Genomic DNA, 20,302 nt, shown 5'->3' with positions numbered 1-20,302 from the left:
TTCAAATGTTATTAAATAAACTTGCTATCGCTCCTGCGCTTATTCGTCATCGGCGTTATAGCCCTAAACCGCATGAGTTTAGATCGACCTTAAATTATTTATGGTTCGATCCAGATCAATTAGTTGCTATCACAAAAGATTGTTCACTCTGGTCGACGGATCATTGGAATGTATTAAAGCTATCTAAAAATGATTTTTTAAACATGTATCACGGTTCTATAAGGGACAGAGTAGAGAAAGCGATACTGCAAAATAATCACTTACATCTTCGGCCAGACTGGCAAATTCGAGTCTTGGCTTTGCCTCGTTGTTTAGGTTTTCGGTTTAATTCGGTCGTATTTTATTTTGTTTTAAATAAAGCCGGAAAACCGTTATTTATTCTTAGTGAAATCACCAACACCCCGTGGAATGAACGAAAAGTCTATACACATGACTGTATAAAACAACAAAGTCAGGTGGGTGATTATCAGAGTTTTGATTTTAACTTTGAAAAATCATTTCATGTTTCGCCGTTCATGCCCATGCAGTTGACTTACCGTTGGCGATTTAGTTTTTCAGATCAGCAGAATGTCATTCACATGCAGCTTTTTGAAGAGCAAAAACAAGTCTTTGATGCCACTATGCGCTTTGAGCTTGTGCCCATCACATTTCCTTCACAGCAATATCGATATGCTCTTATAAACAGCCTAGCGCCTTTTAAAATGTTGTTTTCAATATATTTAGAGGCATTTAAGTTGTGGCGAAAAAAAGTTCCATTTTATCGTCATCCTAAAAAGATCAAGGTAGATAAGACATGATAAAAACATTTCTTTATGGTGAAGATGACTCACTACCGTTACTGCTCAAGAGTCTTCTCAAACTACGTCATGGACAGATCACTTTTCAGGGCGCGTGGAATGGGACGGTCGGTGAAGTTTCAGACTTACATGCTGTGATTGAAGTTCACAATCCTTTATTGATGGATCTTATTTTAAAAAATGGTGTTTTGGGAGCAGCAGAAGGCTACATTCGTGGTGACTGGAGCAGCGAGCACCTTGTCGAGTTGATTCAGATCTTGGCACGTAACCGAGCTGTATTAGACCAAATCAACCAGAATATTATTGCTCAAGCGAGCCAGTTTTTTCTTAAAGCTTGGTATCAAAATCGAAAGAATTCTATAAGTGGTAGCCGTAAAAATATTGCTGAGCACTACGACTTAAGCAACGACTTTTTTAAATTATTTTTAGATCCGTCTTTAATGTATTCGAGCGCCGTTTTTGAAAATGAAAACATGACACTCGAACAAGCATCTGATTTAAAAAAAGAGATCATTTGTAAAAAGTTAGATTTAAAACCACTAGATCATTTGGTTGAAATTGGAAGTGGGTGGGGTGGTTTTGCAATTTATGCAGCTCAACATTATGGCTGTAGAGTAACTACCATTACCATTTCACAAGCTCAATATGATGAAGCCGTTACTCGTGTAAATGAAGCTGGCTTGGCACATCGAATTGATGTGCAACTTAAAGACTACCGTTTGCTCGAAGGTAAGTTCGATAAGCTGGTTTCAATTGAAATGGTTGAGGCAGTTGGTGCGCAATATTTATCGATATACTTTGATCAATGTAAAGCACTCTTAAAACCGAAAGGTTTGGCATTTATTCAAGCCATTACCATTGAAGATTTCCGATATAAAAAAGCACTAAATACAGTTGATTATATTAAGCGCTATATTTTTCCTGGTAGCTTTATCCCTAGCATAAGTGTATTGACTCAAACCGCCTCTGAGAGTGGTTTAAGGTTGAAGCATTTAAATGATATTGGTTTAAGTTATGCACAAACACTTCATCACTGGCGAGCGCGTTTTTTAGCAGCGCGGGAACAAGTATTGGCTCTAGGTTTCGATGAAAACTTCATTCGGATGTGGGATTTCTATTTATGTTATTGCGAAGGCGGTTTTAAAGAAGGCGTGATAAGCAATGTTCACTTGTTGTTTGAAAGTACCAGTTACTAGCTCAAACCGCTCAAGTAAGGAGACTGCTCATGTTTTGGAATTTACTGATTCTAGATTTAATGATCATGTTGCTGAGCTGGCTACTTGCCACTCTAAATGGCCGAGCTGGAATAGTAGATGCTGCATGGAGTTTCTGTCTGGCAGTAAACATTATCGTGTCTTCTTTACTCATTTCAGTTGCCCCAGTTGAAGTGCGCCTTTTTATTGGTATTTTTAGCGGCTTATGGTTTTTAAGATTATTTTGGCACCTGTTAAGACGTTATCAATCTGAACAAAAAGAAGATGGCCGTTACGCGAGCATGCGTAAAGCGATGGGTAAGTTTCAGCATATTGGCTTTTTATTCTTTTTTATCTTTCAAACACTTTTAGTGCTTTTGTTCTTTTTGCCGATGTGGATGCTCCTCAATGTAGAGGCAACTGAATGGAGTAGTGGATATAAAGTCGCTTTAGTAATTGCTGCTGTCATCATGGCAATTGCTTTCATTGGAGAGCAGCTCGCTGATCAGCAGTTATACCGATTTAAATTAAATCCAGATCATCATGGCAAAACGATGGATCAGGGTTTATGGCGTTATTCACGTCACCCCAATTATTTTTTTGAATGGTTACACTGGTTTGCCTATCCAATTATTGGTTTAGCGGCAGGCCAATACGTATTGTGGATTTATCCGTTACTGATGTGGCTATTTTTATATTACGTCACGGGTATTCCATTTAGTGAAAAACAAGCAATTAAAAGTCGCGGTCAAAATTATCTTGATTATCAACAAAAAACATCAATGTTTATTCCGCGAAAACCAAAAAAATAGGTGCGCATATGGATTTTATTGTTCATCAGTCTTTGAAAATTGTTGAAAGTGGTGTGATTCCAGATCATGCAATTCGAGCTGCAATTCGTGCTTTAAGTAAAAAGCGCTTAATCCAAGAAGGCCGTTATGACCCTGAACAAGGGGCGCAGCGCTACATGGATGTGCTTAATATGCTGAAGAAGAGCGAAATCGCCGTTGAAACGGATAAGGCAAACGAGCAGCACTATGAATTGCCGACCGAGTTTTTTCAGGCGGTGCTTGGAAAAAGACTCAAATATAGTGCGTGTTATTTCCCGACTAAAACCACAACTTTAGATCAGGCAGAAGAGCTCGCACTTCAGCTTTATTGTGAAAGAGCACAACTTAAAAACGGTCAACACATTTTAGAGTTAGGCTGTGGTTGGGGTTCTTTAACTTTGTGGATGGCAGAAAACTATCCGCGCTCACAGATTACGGCTGTTTCAAATTCTGCAACGCAGAAAAAGCATATTCTTCGGCAAGCAGAGTTGAGAGGTTTAACCAATGTTGAAGTGCTTACCTGTGATGTGAATGTACTCGACTTAGACCAAGAAAAGTTTGATCGTGTTGTATCGGTCGAAATGTTTGAACACGTCCGTAATTACCAACGTCTTTTTGAAAAAATTCAGGGTTGGTTAAAAGCAGACGGCTTACTTTGGTGTCATATTTTTTGCCATCGCTTTTTACATTATCCTTTTGAAGTGAAATCAGATTATGATTGGATGTCCAAGTATTTCTTTACTGGCGGTTTAATGCCTTCGACTTCGACTTTTTTGCATTTTCAAGAGCATTTAGAGTTGGCCCAACAGTGGCAGTGGTCGGGTGAGTATTATATGAGAACGGCAAATGCTTGGCTTGATAACATGGATAATCAAGAAGTCGAACTAAAGCCACTGTTTAAAAAAATCTATGGAAAAGATGCCAATATTTGGTGGCAACGCTGGCGTATTTTCTTCATGGCTTGTGCTGAGTTATTTGGTTTTGAGCAAGGTCAAGAATGGGTCATTGGTCACTTTTTATTTAAAAAGCGATCATAGTAATTTCTATAGCCTATCCCGGCGATAAAGATATGATAAAAAATCGACATGATGGCAAAGCGAGTCATCCATTAGCCCAAATGTTCAATCGATATTACTGGTTGCAGATTGGTCTGATTGCATTATCGATCGTGGTCGGGTTGGCTTGTAGTGCTTGGGTGATTAAGGGCTCTTTACTTAAAACCGCTTTAGAACAGGAAATGGAGCATTACTGGTTACGCATAGAACGTAATCCAAATGCTGATTTACCAGATACTAAAAATTTATATGGATATCGGTGGAATACACAGGCCGCGCCTCAACCTTTTCGGGGCATGCATTTAGAGAGTGGCGTGCACCGAGTATTCGTTGATGGTAAAGAACGAATGACCGTCTATGGTGAGCGTAATGGTCAGCATGTTCTGTTGGTATTTGGCGAAAGCAATGTTAATAAGCTGATCTGGTTATTTGGTCTTGCTCCCCTCATGTTCAGCTTATCTGTTTTATATAGCTTTTTGTGGTGGTCAAACCGAAGAGCAAGACGCTATTTTTCTCCAATTACGCGCTTAGCGAACGCTTTAGAAAATATTGATTGGGCACATCAAGATACTCAGGCATCTCCTTTTAGAGATATTAATACCAATGGCAACATGGAAGCCGAATATCTCAAACAAGCTTTAGAAAAATATCATCAAGTTTTAAGTGATTTTATTCGACGTGAAAGAGAATTTACTGGAGATGTGAGCCATGAGTTACGCACTCCACTCACCATTTTGAAAGGTAATGTACAACTGTGTCAGGCGAAATACGGAGACGATAAATCCTTAGTCCGTCTTCATAACACAATTGAAGATATGCAGCTGCTCGTTGATACCTTACTTGCGATTGCACGTAATACGGTACAGAGCTTGCCATCTGAGAAAAATTTATTATCGAAAACGGTAAAGGATCTTGTTGAAAGTTTAGAAGCGGTAAGTGCAGGTAAAGGGATACAAATTAATATTCAACCTGATGTTTCTGAGCAGCCACGTTGGTTATATCCTTCGATGACTCAAATGGTTTTAGGTAATATTTTACGTAATGCCCTGAACTATTCTCAAGGCTCACAAATCGACATTATTCAACAAAAAAACAGCCTGATTATTGCAGATAATGGAATTGGAATTTCTTTACCTAACGATGTAAAGGTGCAAGAGCTAAGCGACACACAACTTTCCTTAAAGGCTAAAGGCCATGGAATTGGTTTGCAATTGGTACAAAAGCTTTGCAAACAACTAGGATGGAGAGTGGAGCTGTTTGATCGACAATATTATTTAACCACTCATCCTGAACTCGATTTGGAGCCAACCACAGGCTTAATTGTTGTGGTCTATTTAAGTTAAGTCGCGGAATCTTCCAAAGCAATTTTTAAACCGACACCTGCCACTGTATGTAATAGTTTAGGATCAAAAGGTTTATCAACCATTTTTCTTAGGTTATAGATATGACTGCGTAACGCATCGCTTTCAGGTTCTTCGTCTCCCCATAATTCCATCATCAGTTCTTGCTTAGTCACTACTTTTGGAGACTGGCGCATCAAAATTTTTAATAGTTTAAATTGAATAGGGGGTAACTCGATATTATTTCCGGCACGAACCACAGTTTGAGTTGAGCTATCAAGAATTAAGTCGTGAATTTGAATTTTATGGTGAGTGACTTCACCAGCTGCTCTTTTTATTAATGCACGAATCCGCATCACTAATTCATTAAAATCAAAAGGTTTTACCAAATAATCATCTGTGCCAGCAGTAAAACCTTTAAGTTTGTCATCTAAAGTATCTCTTGCTGTGAGCATAAGAACGGGAATATCAACGCCTTGTTCGGTACGTAGCCAGTTACATAGGTCATAACCCGAGCCATCGGGCAAATTTATATCGAGCAACAAAAGATGATAATGCTGAGATTTGAGAAAAGTCCGTGCAGCATCTAAATTACGTGCATGATCGACAACATAATCATGCACTTCAAGAAATTCGCAGACCGTTGCTGCGAGTTCAAAATGGTCCTCAACCATGAGGATAAAGTGATTACCCATGAGATTTTATTAAGCCATTAATTTAATAATTGTTGTTTTAATTTAGCATTAAACGGTTCGCTACCAAACCAGATTTTAAAATATTGATTTGCATTCGGATTGTTCAAAGAGCCGAGTAGCTTCTGGTTTAATTTTAATTCTAGTTTTTGATTTTCATGTTGATAGTAGAGACTATAAAGATCTCCACTCTTAATTGGCCTATATAGTTCATTAATATGATTAAGCGGGGATTTCGCATCAAAGCCGCTAACATTTTTCTTCAAAAAGTGGGTTGCTGCGCGTTTAAATGCCCACTCGGGAATATCGCGGTTATAGCTAAAGTCCATTTTGATGCTTTGGCTTTGCCAATTTTTTAGGCAATCTTCAGCAAAGTAACTGACATTTCCCACTTTCTTGCTCGTCACCATTAAAGGAGCTGAACTGCATTTTTTTAGTTCAGCCGCATTCGCTTGAGATACGATTAAGATTCCCAGAAATATCAAGATTCGACTTTTTTGAACGGTAATACCCATTTATATACTCCTCCAAATATTGGTAAAGAACGGTAAAGGCCATTTGCCGGATCCCAATAATCTTGCTGGAAAATAATTTTTTGTTGCTCATTAATCTTAATTTGACTAATTCCATAAGAAGCCATGGTTTTTGAGCGACCTAGCATTTTAAAGTCATAGGTCATGTACCAATGAATGTAGGCTGTATCTTGGTGATGAGTTGCACTAATGAGTTTTACAGTGACATTACTCACTCGGGCATTCATGCCTTCAAAATGCTGAATCAGATCTTTCTTTTGAGAGAACTGCGAGAGTGTATCGTTGATATAGAGCTGATCAGCGTAAAGATTGCTAGCATTATTTACAAAAGAAGGAGTACCGAGCGTATTAAATGCAGCGACAAAACGATTGCCGACATCTAGCGCCTGTTGATCATCTAATTCTATACCAGTAATTTTTTGTTCAGCTTTGCCATAGTCACCTGAGTAACTAGGCACACTTTTACACGCCGTTAAACCTACCAAAGTAACCAACCCTAGGGCTGTAGTTATAATTTTCATGTCGATATCCAAGCCAACTTTATAAGATCAAATTAAAGAGCTGGTCGTGAATTTTGCGTGAATTCTTATATTTTATGATTTGGGTTTAATGGAGAGCGTTTTCTGTTTTGGAAATTTAATAAACTAGGCCTAATCAACTTAAAAATTTCTATCGACTTCACAGCGTTTAAGATTAATAAATAAGATAAGCAAGAAAAAATTTAAGAAAGCAATTTTATTCTAGCTGCGCTTTACTCATAAGAGATATAGATAAGTTTTGAATAAATAGAAAGGTTCAATAATGAAAACAATCGGCTTATTAGGCGGAATGAGTTGGGAATCTACAGCGCTTTATTATCAACAAATCAATAAAATGGTTCATCGTAAATTAGGAAAATTGCACTCCGCTAAGGTCATTATTAATAGTGTTGATTTTGAAGAAATAGCAGCCTTGCAAGCGAAGGGTTTATGGCAAGAGGCTGGCACATATTTAGCTGAGCAAGCACAAAATTTAGAAAAAGCAGGAGCAGATTGTATTTTGGTGTGTACTAACACCATGCATAAAATTGCTGCGCAGATTGAAGATTCAATTTCGATTCCTTTCTTACACATTGCCGATGCAACAGCAAAAGAAATTTTGAGTCAAAACATTGGTAAAGTTGCACTGTTAGGGACAGCTTTTACAATGGAGCAAGATTTTTATAAAGCTCGATTGCGGGATTATGGAATTGATGTTGTTATTCCAAATGAAGCCGACCGAAAAATAGTCCATAGCATCATTTATGAAGAACTTTGTTTAGGTGTGATTAACCCCGATTCTCAGCAAAAGTATATCGCTATTGTAGAAAGACTTATAGCTGAAGGTGCCCAAGGAATTATCTTAGGTTGTACTGAAATTTGTATGTTAATTGGTGAGCTTAAATTCTCGGTTCCTTTATTTGATACGACCGCCATTCATGCAAAAGAGGCGGTGAGTTTTGCTTTAACTTAAGAAGATAAATTAGAAACAATAAATTGTTAGGAATTAATTTTAAAGATGGAGGATAACTTTGAAATTTAGATCAAAAATTGATTGGTGGCTTTTATTAATATTTGTTGTGATCACTGCCAATATCGTTATGAAAATTTATGAAGCAAATTATCATTATTCTTTAGCTTCAAATTTTCCACACCTCGTCATTTATAGTTTAGTCATTTTGGTTATTTGGCTTCCGGTCTTTAACACGTATTACGTAGTAGAAAACAACACATTAATCATTAAGAGCTTGGTATTTCGATGGAAAATCAATATCAATGATATTACTCAAATAGAACCTACCCATAATCCACTTTCTTCTCCAGCATTATCGCTAGATCGACTTAAAATTTATTATATGAAAGATGGAAGAATGGCTACAGTAATGATCTCGCCCAAAGATAAAGAGGGTTTCTTAAATGCTTTACACAAAAGTTCTGGGACAAAGTTCTAATTTATAGTTAATGAAGACAGTAAATTAAGTGCCTAATAAATACTCAGTTATGTATTAGATTTTTGAAAATACGGTCTGTAATGCTCAGCACAGTTAAATAAATCAACTATAAGTCTCTCTTCTAAAGCATTAACCTGCATTTATTGCGAATAAATAAAATGGAGATAAAAGATGCTTACACGTTTTTTAATGCCAATTTTAGGCATTACGGTTGTCTGTGTACTTGCAGGATGTGCATCATCATCTCAATATCCGATTGCCGAGAGTTATGGCCCAGAACCAAAACTTCCTGAGCCTAAATCGAGCTTATTACCGACCGTTAATATAGCCCCAGCAGAGGGCTGGCCAAATGGCGCTATGCCAACTCCAGCAGAAGGTTTAAAGGTCAAAGCCTTCGCCAAAGGACTTGAGCACCCGCGTTGGCTTTATGTATTACCAAATGGCGATGTATTGGTTGCTGAAACCGATGCTCCGCCTAAACCGGAAGACAGCAAAGGTATTAAAGGTAAAATCATGACTTTTGTGATGAGGCGTGCAGGCTCATCTCATCCGAGCGCAAACCGTATTAGTTTACTTCGTGACACCAATGGAGACGGCGTCGCTGACCAGAAAACGGTATTCCTTAAAAACTTAAATTCTCCATTTGGTATGGCATTGGTAGGTAATAACTTATATATCGCCAATACGGATGCACTGGTGCGTTTTCCTTACCAAGAAGGGGAAACTCAAATTACAGCCAGTGGAACCAAAGTATTGGACTTACCGGGTGGTGCTTTAAACCACCACTGGACCAAAAATGTAATTGCTAATCGCGAAGGTACAAAGCTCTACATTACTGTCGGTTCTAACAGTAATGTTGCTGAAAATGGTTTAGATCAAGAAAAAGGTCGTGCACAAATTACAGAGTTTGATATTGCAAGTGGTCAGTCTCGACCATTTGCAACAGGACTACGTAATCCTAATGGTATGGCTTGGCAACCTCAAAGCGGTAAACTTTGGACAGTGGTTAATGAGCGCGATGAAATCGGTAGTGACCTAGTACCCGATTATATGACTTCGGTTCAAGACGGTGCTTTTTATGGTTGGCCTTATAGCTACTATGGTCAACATGTAGATGTGCGAGTAAAACCGCAAAATCCTGAAATGGTTGCTCGTGCAATTAAACCCGACTATGCACTAGGCAACCATACGGCTTCTTTAGGCCTTGCATTTTATGCAGCCGAACTGATGCCACAATTTAGAGGTGGGGCATTGATCGGTCAGCATGGTTCTTGGAACCGTAAACCTCACAGTGGTTATAAAGTCATTTTTGTACCATTTAGAAGTGGTCAGCCTTCTGGTCCACCGCAAGATATTTTGACTGGATTCCTCAGCGATAAAGGCAAAGCGTATGGTCGCCCTGTGGGTGTAGCAATTGATTTCTCAGGTGCTGTGTTAGTTGCAGATGATGTGGGCAATACGATTTGGCGCGTTTCGCCAGTTGCAGAGACAACTTATGAGAGTCCAACCCAGCAATCCATTAGTAGTTCAGTGACTCAACCTTAAAAAGGTTGGACAAAATAGGTTTATTTTATGCAAATATTACGGTTATCTGATTACCCTCAATACAAAGAAATGGCTGCACAGTGGTTTTCTGAAAAATGGCAAATCCCTGTAGAAGCCTATCTTGATAGCATTCAGATTTCCATTGATCAAAAGCATGCTATTCCACAGTGGTACATTGTTTTAAATGAAGATAAGCATTTAATTGCTGGAGCAGGAATCATTGATAATGACTTCCATGAGCGTAAAGATTTAACACCAAACTTATGTGCTTTATTTGTAGAAGAGAACTATCGAAACCAAAATATTGCAAAGCACATTTTAGATTTTATACGTGAAGACTTGAGTAATCAGGGCATCCAAACACTTTATTTAATAACAGACCATACCGAGTTTTATGAAAAATGTGGTTGGCGGTTTTTAATGTTGGTAAAGGATGAGGAAGGCGAGATGGTACGTATGTATGTAGCAGATACTTTTTAATAGAATTTAAAGAGCATCTATAAAAAAATAGCCTCTATAGAGGCTATTTTTTGTAGGCTTATTTACTTTTAAAGTTTTTAAAAATCAGAAGAAGCGCGACAAACGATAGTAAAATAATAAAACTAATATAACTATTTGCTGTACTCATCAGCCCAATTTTCCCAACAAAATAGCCAGCTAAAATTGCAGGAATACTAAATGCTAAATAACTTTCAACAAAAAATGCAGCCATAAGTCCTGCGCGTTCTTCTGGTAAAGCTAGCGGCATTACTGTGCGGATTGCGCCCATAAAAGCTGTACCAAAACCCACACCCGTAATAATAGAACCGAGAAATAAAACTACTGCACTTGTAAAATTAATTGCTAAAAATAAAATAGTTGAACCAATAGCAATTGAAAGAGTACCTGTTAATAAAATACGGTAATTTGTCGACTTTCTAAGCGTCAATATACCTGCCGCACCAGAAAGGGCGAGCGCCATAAACATAATACCGTTTAGCCATGCCGATGAAGTATGGAAAATTTTTGCCAGTAAAGAGGGCATAAGTGATAGGAAGAAACCACTGACCATCCAAAGAGCAATATTAATCGGACTAATACTCAATAAAGCACTTTTTGTTTGTGGGGGAATAGCCATATTGGGTTTTAAAGAGGCAAGTGCACCCGATCTTTTTTGTGCTGTTTCAGGAGTAAAAAAACTTAAAATGAGTTCACAAACAAGAAGAAGACATAAAAATTCAAAAACAAGCTGTAACGGTTGGGCAGAGAATTGCAAAATAGAACAAGTTAGAAATATACCAACAGCCATGCCGACCATTGGTGCGATACTATTAATAAGCGAACCCTGAAGCTTACTAAAATCTAAAATTGCTGCGCCTATAGCCGAGACAGCAAGCCCTGTTGCGATTCCTTGTAAGCCCCGTGCAATAAATAACATCGAAACATCTGAAGCAAATAAGAAAAAGCTCATCGAAATAATTTGCAGAAAAATGGCTGCAATAATGACAGGACGACGTCCAATATAGTCAGACAAAGAACCAATAATCAGTAATGAACCCAGCAAAGTAAAAGCATAAGTTGCAAAAATTAAAGTCAAAGTGACAGGTGAAAATTGCCAAAGCTGTTGGTATAGACGATAAAGTGGAGTCGGTGCACTAGACGCCGCCATAAAAGTCATGAGCGTGATTGTATTAAGTGTCAATGCACTTGCACTATCTAACTGAAAAACTGATCCAGACCGTTTTGAACTTGAATTGTTCATATAAGATGAATAACATAAAAGCGAATATTTAGCTTTTATACATTATTTTTACACTAAAGCAAATCTTTAGCTTTAGTGTATTTTGTATATAGATATAAATATTTATAAATTTTTTGATTCCTTTTACAGAGTTTATAAATGGCAAAAGTTGTTACTGGCTTACGTCCTGGCGGTCGTAGTGAAAGAATTCAAACTGCGGTGCACCAAGCGGTAAAAGAGCTTCAAAAAACCTTAGAGCAGACCCAAATTACCATACCTATGATCGCTCATGAGGCAGGAGTAACACCTTCGACAATTTACCGCCGTTGGGGCGATATTAATCAGCTATTTTCAGATGTAGCCCTAAATGAACTTAAACCTGATATGGAACCAAAAGATTTAGGTTCATTTCAGCTAGATATCACTGCATGGATTGAACAATATTTTGAGGAGTATTCTTCTGAAGTTGGTCAAACATTATTGCGTGATGTGCTATATACAGCCGACTCTTCAAATGCAAGAAAATGTGAAACCTTAATTATTCAACAACTTGATATTATTCAAGCCAGAGCTAGATCGCGTAATGAACCCACTATAAATAATGAAGAAATTATCGAAGCTGTTATTGCCCCTATGCTATTTCGCATCTTATTCACTGAACGTACCTTAAGCTTAGATTACGTCCACATTTTATTGGAACGGTTATTTAACGCTCCCTAATTTGAATTAATTTATCAAAGCCTATTAGTAGGATTTTTTTAACAAAAAAGAGACACTTTATCTTGTTAAAAAATTATATATCAATTTTTCTTATTATTTTTAAACTAAATTTTCATAATTTATAATTTACATGTTTTTTATAAAATCATTTATTTAATAAATGTTGTGCTGGTATGAGACAATTAAACTTCTACAGCCATTTTTGTGCATGTTTTTACTTAAAATATTAAGATTAAATAATGCTTTATAACGAATTTTGGTTATTTTCTTATTTTTTAAAACTAGAAAATTAAAATGATTTTATATAATTTATTGCATGATTATTGAATTTGACATTTTTTAAATTTATAACACAGGCCGTTTTTTATTCTTTACAATGGCTTTTCCTTGATAAAGCAGCTTGTGGTGCACGCTTTATATTTTATTTTTTTATCCCCATCGAAAAGGTATTTAGATAATGGATTTCAATACCCTTGACCAAGAAACGGTACAGAAAAAACAGAAGTTTCACCAAATTTTGTATGTACAGGTCATCTTTGCAATTATTTTGGGCATTTTAATTGGTCATTTTTACCCAGAACTTGGCGAAAGTTTAAAACCGCTTGGTGATGCATTCATCAAGATTGTTAAAATGATTATTGCTCCCGTCATCTTTTTAACCGTTGTTACAGGCATTGCCAGTATGACAAACATGAGCCGAGTCGGCCGTGTAACTGGTAAAGCTATGCTTTATTTCCTTACCTTCTCAAGCTTGGCGCTTGTGGTTGGTATGATTGTGGCAAATATTATCCAACCAGGTAAAGGTCTTAATATTGACCCCGCTACCTTAGTCAACGACAAAGTAAATACTTACGTTGAAAAGGCGCATGCAACAAATATTACTGACTTCTTCATGAATATTATCCCGCAAACACTCGTCAGTCCTCTGGCAGGTGGCGAGATTTTGCAGGTTCTGTTTGTGGCGGTATTATTTGGTATTTCTTTGGCTGCATTGGGTGACCGTGCACGTCCAATTACCGACTTCTTAAATAACTTAACAGCTCCAGTTTTTTACCTTGTTGGTATGTTAATGAAGCTTGCTCCAATCGGTGCTTTTGGTGCAATGGCTTTTACCATCGGTGCGTATGGAATCGAATCAATTGGTAATTTATTACTATTAATTATGACGTTCTATATTACAGCAGTGTTGTTTGTCATCGTAATTTTAGGAGCAGTAGCCCGTTACAATGGCTTCTCAATTATTCATTTAATCCGTTATATCAAAGATGAACTTTGGTTAGTTTTAGGAACAAGTTCTTCTGAAGCAGCTTTACCATCTTTAATGGATAAAATGCAAAAAGCAGGTTGTGAAAAATCGGTGGTAGGTTTGGTGATTCCGACAGGTTATTCATTTAACCTCGATGGTACAAATATCTACATGACTATGGCGGCTCTATTCATCGCACAAGCGTGTAATGTTGACTTATCAATTAGTGAACAAATTGCATTGCTTCTTGTGGCAATGGTAAGTTCTAAAGGTGCAGCAGGGGTGACTGGTGCAGGCTTTATTACTCTGGCTGCCACTCTATCGGTTGTACCAGCGGTTCCTGTAGCAGGTATGGCTTTAATTCTTGGTATTGACCGTTTTATGTCGGAGTGCCGTGCATTAACAAATTTAGTTGGTAATGCTTGCGCAACAATTGTTGTAGCACGATGGGATAAAGCTTTAGATAAAGATCTTTTAGATAAAGCTTTAAAGAATCCTAAAGCAGAATAATCTTATAAAAAATCTGTAGCTGAGGGCAATTTGGGAGATTAGCCTCGCTACAGATTTTTTGTTTAATGTCTAACAATATATTTTAATTAAACCATTCTAAAGTTCTGCAATATTACTTATCTTTCAAAAAGACAATACTGTAATTCGAGTCGTAAAAAATTATGCTTTTAAGTGATCCTCAAACTCTTCACCTAATTGCATCGCTAATGAATTACCTGCTAAATCACAGGTCACTAAACCATATTCTTTTTTAAAACTAAAAGTAAAACCTTTTCCATCAGCAAGATTTTTAACTGAATACCCTAACTTTTCTAACCAAATACGAAACGCAATCAAATTTTTAGCTTTAACAACCTTTTTCACGTGAGAACTCCTTCTATCCGTGGCATTACATCTTATTTATTAATAGGGTTTTAATTAGATTTTTTAAAGGGGGAAAACTTTGTTTTATTTTGCAACTTGTAAAAAAAGTAAGATAGATAAAGAACAGTTTTCATTTTTATAAAAATATGGAGGTGTTATGTAACTAAAAAATAAAAACTTTTTATTTAATTAGTTGTTTATTGATGTGTTTTTAAAAAAATATAAATTCGAGACAATTTTTAAAAAGATGAATAAATATGAAGATAGTAAATGTAAAAAATAATTACGATCAACGTGCGCTATGCAAAAAGATACAGTTTTTAAAATGAAACTGTATCTCTTAAAAGGAGAGACTTTAACTTTAAAAATTATCTTTAAGTGCACGCAAATGAGCAAAGTCTTCAGCACTTTCTGCACGAAGAAAAGGATTGGTTGCTAATTCGAGTTCAATCGTACTCGGAAGGGTGATTGATCCTTTCTTACGTAGCTCACGGACTTCTTCGGCTCGTTCAGATAAGGCGTGGTTATGCGGCTCTACTGTTAAGGCAAATTCGGCATTTGAAAGAGTATATTCATGCGTACAATAAACTTTGGTTTGTGTTGGTAGCGCTGCTAAACGACTAAGTGAGTGATACATTTGTTCAGCCGTACCTTCAAATAATCGTCCACATCCCATTGCAAACAAAGTGTCACCGCAGAATACAGCTTCTAACTCTTCAATAAAATACACAATGTGTCCTAAGGTGTGACCTGGGGTCGCGATAATCTCTACTTTTAAATCATTAAATTTTAAATGATCGTCATGTTGTAAGGGGTGAGTAATTCCCGGAATTTTTGAGAGCTCATCACGTGGACCATAGACAGTAATATTTTGGCCAGCCGTTAAATCCGCTACACCACCGATATGGTCTTTATGCCAATGAGTGAGCCAGATTTGTTTTAAAGTGAGTTGATGATTTTGACAAAATTGAGTCACAAGATCAGCTTCTGTTGGATCAACTGCAACAGCCTCTTGGGTTTCAGTATCTTCTAAAATCCAGATATAGTTTTGGAGGGCATTCTGTACATCAATAAAATGAATTCTATAACGCATTGTTTTATCCTAAAACCAAATCCAAAGAGTAAGTAATCGCTGTTTTTGATAATAACAGAAAATGGTATTAAGCCACTCACTCAACCTTTTATGAAAATGATGTATATAAAACAAAAAAGCCCCCATTTAGGGAGCTTTTTATATGAGTAATTTAACGGATCTTAGAGAGCCAGTTACCTAGCGTCTGTACAATCTGTACTAAGAGCAATAGAACAATTACTGTTAAAATTACAACGCTTGTATCAAAACGTTGGTAACCATAAGAGATTGCTAAGTCACCAATACCACCTGCGCCCACTGCACCAGCCATTGCTGTTGCACCAATCAAACTGATTGTCGCTGTTGTGAGGTTTAAAATGAGTGAACTGCGTGCTTCTGGCAAAATAAAGCGGTAAATAATTTGCCAAGGTGTAGCACCCATCGCCTGAGCAGATTCAATAATTCCTTCATTTACTTCGAGTAGGGAAGTTTCAATCAAACGTCCCATATATGGACCAACGTAAATTGTTAAAGGGACAATCGCAGCCCATGTACCAATTGAAGTTCCTACCAATAACTTGGTAAGAGGAATCACTGCAATAAGTAAAATAATGAATGGGAGAGAGCGTAACGCATTTACAATTGGGTTAAGTAAATGATAGACGAATCTATTTGGCAAAATACCTTCTGGTCGAGTTACAAGCAAGATAACCCCTTGAATGAAACCCCAAATACCACCAAATAAAAGCGCAAAAAACACCATGTGAAATGTTTCTTGTAGAGCTGTTACAAACTGGTCAATTGAAAGAGAACTGTGCCAGAAAGGTTGAGTAAGTTCAGTTAACCACTGTACGATTAAATCTCTCATACTTGATCTCCTGATTGAACTACACTCACTTCATTTTTCTCTAAAAACTCGATAGCCTGTTTAATCAACTGTGGCTCACCTAGAAGCTGTACAAACATTTGACCAATGACAGTACCGTTAATTTCAGTCATGTTAGCGAATAAGATATTTAAACTAATATCAAATTGTTTAATCAGTGACTGAATTACAGGTTCTTGAGCAGAACGGCCCAAAAACTGTAAACAGTAGATGCTATGGTGATGCTGATTTTCGAGTTGATTTAAAATATTCACAGGCAACTGTTGATGTAACACAGTTTGAATAAAGTTTTTAGTCGTCGGATGTTGAGGATTACTAAAGATATCAATCGTTGAACCTTGTTCAATGACTTTACCAGCTTCCATCACAGCTACATGATCACAAACAGTTTCAATGACATCCATTTCATGGGTCACCATAACGATTGTGATTTTTTGCTCTTGATTGATTTTCTTGAGTAACTCTAAAACAGACTTGGTTGTTTGTGGGTCTAGAGCAGAGGTTGCTTCATCACACAAAAGAATTTTTGGATGATTTGCCAAAGCACGAGCAATACCGACACGTTGCTTTTGGCCGCCAGAAAGTTCATCAGGATAAGCATCTTTTTTGTGCTTAAGATCAATAAACTCCAATAACTCATTTAAGCGCTTTTCACGTTCTGCTTTATTGTAATTCAGCAGACGCATTGGCATTTCGATATTTTCAGCAACCGTTTTGGTTTGTAGCAAATTGAAGTGCTGAAAAATCATACCAATATTTGCACGTTCCTGACGTAATGAACGCGCATCCAAAGCAGTGAAGTCCTTTTGATTAATGATAACCTGACCTTCATTTGGTCGTTCAAGTAAGTTAATCAGGCGGATTAAAGTACTTTTACCTGCACCACTATAGCCAATAATGCCAAAAATACTCCCTTCAGGAATTTCCAAATTAATTTGGTCCAGAGCTCGTATGGTTTGGCCTTTAAGCTGATAGTGCTTTGAAATGTTTTTAAATTGAATCATGTCGTCAAAAACTATGCTAAAAAGAAAAAACAGGCAAAGAGTCTTTGCCTGTTTCGCGTTGCAGCTATTATATTACTATTTAGCTTCCGTGAGGTAGCTGATTGGCTGATTCACGTCAACTTTTGTACCACCAAAGTGTTGTTCAACGTATTTTTTAACAGCTTCAGTGTGGTATAGCTGACCAACTTTCTGAAGAATTGGGTCATCTTTGCGAGATTCAGCTGTTGCAAGGATGTTTACATTCAGTTTAGTGCTTTGGTCAACAGGTTCATAGTAGATAGAATCTTTAAGTACGTTTAGACCACCTTCTAAAGCTAATGTATTACCTAAAACAATTGCATCAACTTCATCTTTTACGCGTACAGCTGTCGCCATTTGGATTGGTTTGATATCAATTTTTTTACTGTTATCGATAATATCGCTTGGTGTGCCTTTAGCAGGGTCGAAGTCAGCTTTAAGTTTAATTAAGCCAGCACTTTGTAATAACAATAATGCACGAGCTTCATTCGCTGCATCATTAGGAATTGCAATGCTTGCACCTTGTTGGAATTCTTCTACTTTTTTATGTTTACTTGAGTAGATCCCCATTGGCTCAAGATAAGTTGTAGCAACTGGAGCAATTTTATCTTTATTTGATGCATTGAAAGCCACCAAATATGCATAAGATTGGAATGCATTTAAGTCAACTTCTTTATTTGCTACAGCTGTATTCATTGCAACATAATCAGTGAAATTTTTCACCTCAAGCTTAACACCAGCAGCTTTAGTTTCTGGTAAAGTCGAAATATAACGCCAGATATCAGCGTCAGAACCAGTTGAGGCAATAACCACAGTTTGAAGTTGTGATGAATCACCACTCTTTCCAGCTTGTGGTTCACTTTGTTGTTTACCGCAAGCTGCAAGTAATAGCACAGACACGCTTAAAAAAAGACTGATCAGCTTTTTCATGTAAAAAAAGTCCTGATTAAGAGAGATATCAACTATTTAGTTGGCTCTCTAGAAAAGAGAATGAGTTTTGTTGTCACGTCACAAAGTTTTGAATGCTAAAAGTTATAGCTTTTAGCTCTTTTCTAATTCCTCAGATACTTGTTTTACCGTTTTTGATCTGTACTAAATAAAACTATTTTCACAACAGTTCTATCATGAGTTGACAGTCTTTAAGCGATTTCTAAAAGTATTCAATGTTAAAAATAACTATTATCCCTAACAGAATTAGATGATGAGCCTCAATATTTAAAGGCACAATAACTTTGTGGAAAGTTCCAACGCTTTATCTAATCATATCAATAAAAACATATTCAATATAGTGGACATGTTTCGATCTTATTGATTGGAAGTAAATAAAAACTGGGATTTATATGAAATTTTCTGATAAATAAGAAGGAAATATAAAAGGCCCTCTATCAAAGAGGGCCTTTTATTATTTGAGAGTTTTTTACTCAGCTTTTTCTCGTGCAATTGCGCGATAACCAATGTCACTACGATATTGCATACCTGTAAAGGTCACTTGTCCGCATACTTCAAGTGCATTAATTTGTGCTTCAAGTACGCTGTCGCCTAGCGCAGTTACACAAAGGACTCGACCACCAGAAGTCACGATGTGACCATCTTCACGAGTTGCAGTGCCTGCGTGGAAAATTTTAGTATCTTCAGGTGATTGTCCAATACCTGAAATTACATCACCTTTGCGTACGCTATCAGGATAGCCTTCGGCTGCAAGTACGATACCGATTGACTTACGCTCATCCCATTCAGCTTCTTTTGGTAAATTGCCAGCAATACCAGCTTCTACCAATTCAACAAGAGATGACTTTAAGCGCATCATGATTGGCTGAGTTTCAGGATCACCAAAACGACAGTTGAACTCGATCACACGTGGTTGACCTTGTTCATCAATCATTAAGCCGGCATATAAGAAACCAGTGTAGACATGTCCGTCAGCAGCCATACCTTCAACAGTTGGACGCATGATTTCGGTCATAACACGTTCGAAAATGTCAGAAGTTACCACCGGAGCAGGAGAGTAAGCACCCATACCGCCAGTATTAGGACCTTGGTCACCTTCAAAAATACGCTTGTGATCTTGTGAGGTTGCCATTGGTAAAATGTTTTTACCATCAATCATACAAATGAAAGAAGCTTCTTCACCTGCAAGGAACTGTTCAATTACAACACGTGAACCAGCATCACCGAATTTGTTGCCTGCAAGCATGTCATCAATTGCTGCAAAAGCTTCTTCGTTGGTCATTGCAACGATTACACCTTTACCAGCAGCAAGACCGTCTGCCTTAATTACAATTGGTGCACCATTTTTTTCAACATAAGCTTTAGCTGCATCAACTTCCGTAAATACTTCGTAAAAAGCAGTTGGAATGTTATGACGCTTTAAAAAATGTTTAGCAAATGCCTTTGAGCCTTCAAGCTGCGCAGCATATTGAGTTGGTCCCCAAATTTTTAGACCTGCTTCGCGAGCAGCATCTACCACACCATTCACTAAAGGTGCTTCTGGACCAACAATAATAAGTTCAACATTATTTTCTTTAGCAAAAGCGATAATTGCAGGATTGTCTAAAATATCAAGCTGAACATTAACGCATTTGTCTTCAGTTGCAGTTCCCGCATTTCCCGGTGCAACGAAAACTTGAGTAACTTTGGTATCTTGCGCGATTTTCCATGCCAAAGCATGTTCACGACCACCACTACCTAAAACTAAAATATTCATTTTTAATTTGTTCCTTAACTTTAATCCTTTTCATCCCCCTCTATTCCTCAAGGTGGAGTTTAGCTCCATTATTGTGGAAAACCCTCCTGAATGAAAGGAGGGTTA

The 20,302-nt window shown here is 37.3% G+C and carries 21 protein-coding genes; 11 read left to right on the top strand and 10 right to left on the bottom strand.

Features of this window, described 5'->3' with window-relative positions; all coding sequences use genetic code 11:
- Positions 1 to 5: 5 nt before the first annotated feature.
- Genes HMPREF0013_RS14045 through HMPREF0013_RS14025 form a run of 5 tightly spaced genes read left to right on the top strand, consistent with a single transcriptional unit; the run spans position 6 to position 5,218 of the window.
- A complete protein-coding gene (locus HMPREF0013_RS14045) occupies positions 6 to 797 on the top strand; it encodes a DUF1365 domain-containing protein (RefSeq protein ID WP_002119738.1) in 792 nt (263 codons plus the stop codon).
- Positions 794 to 1,993, top strand: a complete 1,200-nt coding sequence (locus HMPREF0013_RS14040) for an SAM-dependent methyltransferase (RefSeq protein WP_002119712.1) — start codon at positions 794 to 796, stop codon at positions 1,991 to 1,993. Before HMPREF0013_RS14045 ends, HMPREF0013_RS14040 begins: the two co-directional genes overlap by 4 nt.
- Positions 1,994 to 2,022: 29 nt before the next feature.
- Entirely contained in the window at positions 2,023 to 2,802 is a 780-nt protein-coding gene (locus tag HMPREF0013_RS14035; protein ID WP_002119679.1) for a DUF1295 domain-containing protein, read from the top strand.
- Between the two features lie 8 nt (positions 2,803 to 2,810).
- Positions 2,811 to 3,857, top strand: a complete 1,047-nt coding sequence (locus tag HMPREF0013_RS14030) for an SAM-dependent methyltransferase (protein WP_002119751.1) — start codon at positions 2,811 to 2,813, stop codon at positions 3,855 to 3,857.
- Positions 3,858 to 3,889: 32 nt separating this feature from the next.
- The gene (locus HMPREF0013_RS14025; protein ID WP_002119612.1) at positions 3,890 to 5,218 is read left to right on the top strand and encodes a sensor histidine kinase; all 1,329 of its coding nucleotides are present in this window, start codon (positions 3,890 to 3,892) and stop codon (positions 5,216 to 5,218) included.
- Here the strand turns inward: HMPREF0013_RS14025 and HMPREF0013_RS14020 are convergent.
- The 3 genes from HMPREF0013_RS14020 to HMPREF0013_RS14010 are packed head-to-tail and all read right to left on the bottom strand — an operon-like array spanning position 5,215 to position 6,961.
- Positions 5,215 to 5,910, bottom strand: coding sequence for a response regulator transcription factor (locus tag HMPREF0013_RS14020; RefSeq protein ID WP_002119620.1), 696 nt, complete (start codon positions 5,908 to 5,910; stop codon positions 5,215 to 5,217). The genes HMPREF0013_RS14025 and HMPREF0013_RS14020 overlap by 4 nt on opposite strands.
- Before the next feature lie 17 nt (positions 5,911 to 5,927).
- Positions 5,928 to 6,422 carry a chalcone isomerase family protein gene (locus tag HMPREF0013_RS14015; RefSeq protein WP_002119747.1) on the bottom strand — a complete coding sequence of 165 codons (495 nt, stop codon included), beginning with the start codon at positions 6,420 to 6,422 and terminating at the stop codon, positions 5,928 to 5,930.
- Positions 6,389 to 6,961 carry a nuclear transport factor 2 family protein gene (locus HMPREF0013_RS14010; RefSeq protein ID WP_002119730.1) on the bottom strand — a complete coding sequence of 191 codons (573 nt, stop codon included), beginning with the start codon at positions 6,959 to 6,961 and terminating at the stop codon, positions 6,389 to 6,391. Before HMPREF0013_RS14010 ends, HMPREF0013_RS14015 begins: the two co-directional genes overlap by 34 nt.
- A gap of 280 nt (positions 6,962 to 7,241) precedes the next feature.
- Here HMPREF0013_RS14010 and HMPREF0013_RS14005 point away from each other — a divergent pair, with 280 nt between their 5' ends.
- From HMPREF0013_RS14005 to HMPREF0013_RS13990, 4 genes are all read left to right on the top strand, one after another.
- On the top strand, positions 7,242 to 7,931 hold the full coding sequence (locus tag HMPREF0013_RS14005; RefSeq protein ID WP_002119648.1) for an aspartate/glutamate racemase family protein: 690 nt from the start codon (positions 7,242 to 7,244) through the stop codon (positions 7,929 to 7,931).
- Between the two features lie 58 nt (positions 7,932 to 7,989).
- Positions 7,990 to 8,409 (top strand): PH domain-containing protein, encoded by a 420-nt coding sequence (locus HMPREF0013_RS14000; RefSeq protein ID WP_002119662.1) that lies wholly within the window; start codon positions 7,990 to 7,992, stop codon positions 8,407 to 8,409.
- Positions 8,410 to 8,580: 171 nt separating this feature from the next.
- Positions 8,581 to 9,954 carry a PQQ-dependent sugar dehydrogenase gene (locus HMPREF0013_RS13995; RefSeq protein ID WP_002119701.1) on the top strand — a complete coding sequence of 458 codons (1,374 nt, stop codon included), beginning with the start codon at positions 8,581 to 8,583 and terminating at the stop codon, positions 9,952 to 9,954.
- 27 nt (positions 9,955 to 9,981) lie between these two features.
- The gene (locus tag HMPREF0013_RS13990; protein WP_002119675.1) at positions 9,982 to 10,434 is read left to right on the top strand and encodes a GNAT family N-acetyltransferase; all 453 of its coding nucleotides are present in this window, start codon (positions 9,982 to 9,984) and stop codon (positions 10,432 to 10,434) included.
- A 58-nt stretch (positions 10,435 to 10,492) separates the two neighbouring features.
- Here HMPREF0013_RS13990 and HMPREF0013_RS13985 read toward each other — a convergent pair whose 3' ends face one another.
- Positions 10,493 to 11,695: an MFS transporter gene (locus tag HMPREF0013_RS13985; protein ID WP_005803592.1), complete on the bottom strand. Its 1,203-nt coding sequence runs from the start codon at positions 11,693 to 11,695 to the stop codon at positions 10,493 to 10,495.
- A 138-nt stretch (positions 11,696 to 11,833) separates the two neighbouring features.
- Between HMPREF0013_RS13985 and HMPREF0013_RS13980 the strand changes: the two genes are divergently transcribed.
- Positions 11,834 to 12,394 (top strand): TetR/AcrR family transcriptional regulator, encoded by a 561-nt coding sequence (locus tag HMPREF0013_RS13980; protein ID WP_002119582.1) that lies wholly within the window; start codon positions 11,834 to 11,836, stop codon positions 12,392 to 12,394.
- A gap of 457 nt (positions 12,395 to 12,851) precedes the next feature.
- Complete coding sequence (locus HMPREF0013_RS13975) at positions 12,852 to 14,150, top strand: dicarboxylate/amino acid:cation symporter (RefSeq protein ID WP_002119617.1); 1,299 nt, start codon at positions 12,852 to 12,854, stop codon at positions 14,148 to 14,150.
- A 159-nt stretch (positions 14,151 to 14,309) separates the two neighbouring features.
- Here the strand turns inward: HMPREF0013_RS13975 and HMPREF0013_RS13970 are convergent, their stop codons facing one another.
- The 6 genes from HMPREF0013_RS13970 to purD form a co-directional block, all read right to left on the bottom strand.
- Positions 14,310 to 14,513: a hypothetical protein gene (locus tag HMPREF0013_RS13970; RefSeq protein ID WP_002119766.1), complete on the bottom strand. Its 204-nt coding sequence runs from the start codon at positions 14,511 to 14,513 to the stop codon at positions 14,310 to 14,312.
- Positions 14,514 to 14,874: 361 nt separating this feature from the next.
- On the bottom strand, positions 14,875 to 15,606 hold the full coding sequence (gene gloB, locus HMPREF0013_RS13965; protein ID WP_002119608.1) for a hydroxyacylglutathione hydrolase: 732 nt from the start codon (positions 15,604 to 15,606) through the stop codon (positions 14,875 to 14,877).
- 151 nt (positions 15,607 to 15,757) lie between these two features.
- Complete coding sequence (locus tag HMPREF0013_RS13960) at positions 15,758 to 16,453, bottom strand: methionine ABC transporter permease (RefSeq protein ID WP_002119707.1); 696 nt, start codon at positions 16,451 to 16,453, stop codon at positions 15,758 to 15,760.
- Positions 16,450 to 17,475 (bottom strand): methionine ABC transporter ATP-binding protein, encoded by a 1,026-nt coding sequence (locus HMPREF0013_RS13955; RefSeq protein WP_002119636.1) that lies wholly within the window; start codon positions 17,473 to 17,475, stop codon positions 16,450 to 16,452. Before HMPREF0013_RS13955 ends, HMPREF0013_RS13960 begins: the two co-directional genes overlap by 4 nt.
- A gap of 75 nt (positions 17,476 to 17,550) precedes the next feature.
- Positions 17,551 to 18,423: a MetQ/NlpA family ABC transporter substrate-binding protein gene (locus HMPREF0013_RS13950; protein ID WP_002119639.1), complete on the bottom strand. Its 873-nt coding sequence runs from the start codon at positions 18,421 to 18,423 to the stop codon at positions 17,551 to 17,553.
- A 487-nt stretch (positions 18,424 to 18,910) separates the two neighbouring features.
- Entirely contained in the window at positions 18,911 to 20,197 is a 1,287-nt protein-coding gene (gene purD, locus HMPREF0013_RS13945; protein ID WP_002119643.1) for a phosphoribosylamine--glycine ligase, read from the bottom strand.
- Positions 20,198 to 20,302 lie beyond the last annotated feature (105 nt).

The organism is Acinetobacter sp. SH024, assembly GCF_000163635.1.
GTDB classification, from domain to species: Bacteria; Pseudomonadota; Gammaproteobacteria; order Pseudomonadales; family Moraxellaceae; genus Acinetobacter; species Acinetobacter pittii.
Note: the sequence above shows the minus strand (reverse complement) of the source record. Positions and strands in the feature narration are given on the sequence as shown.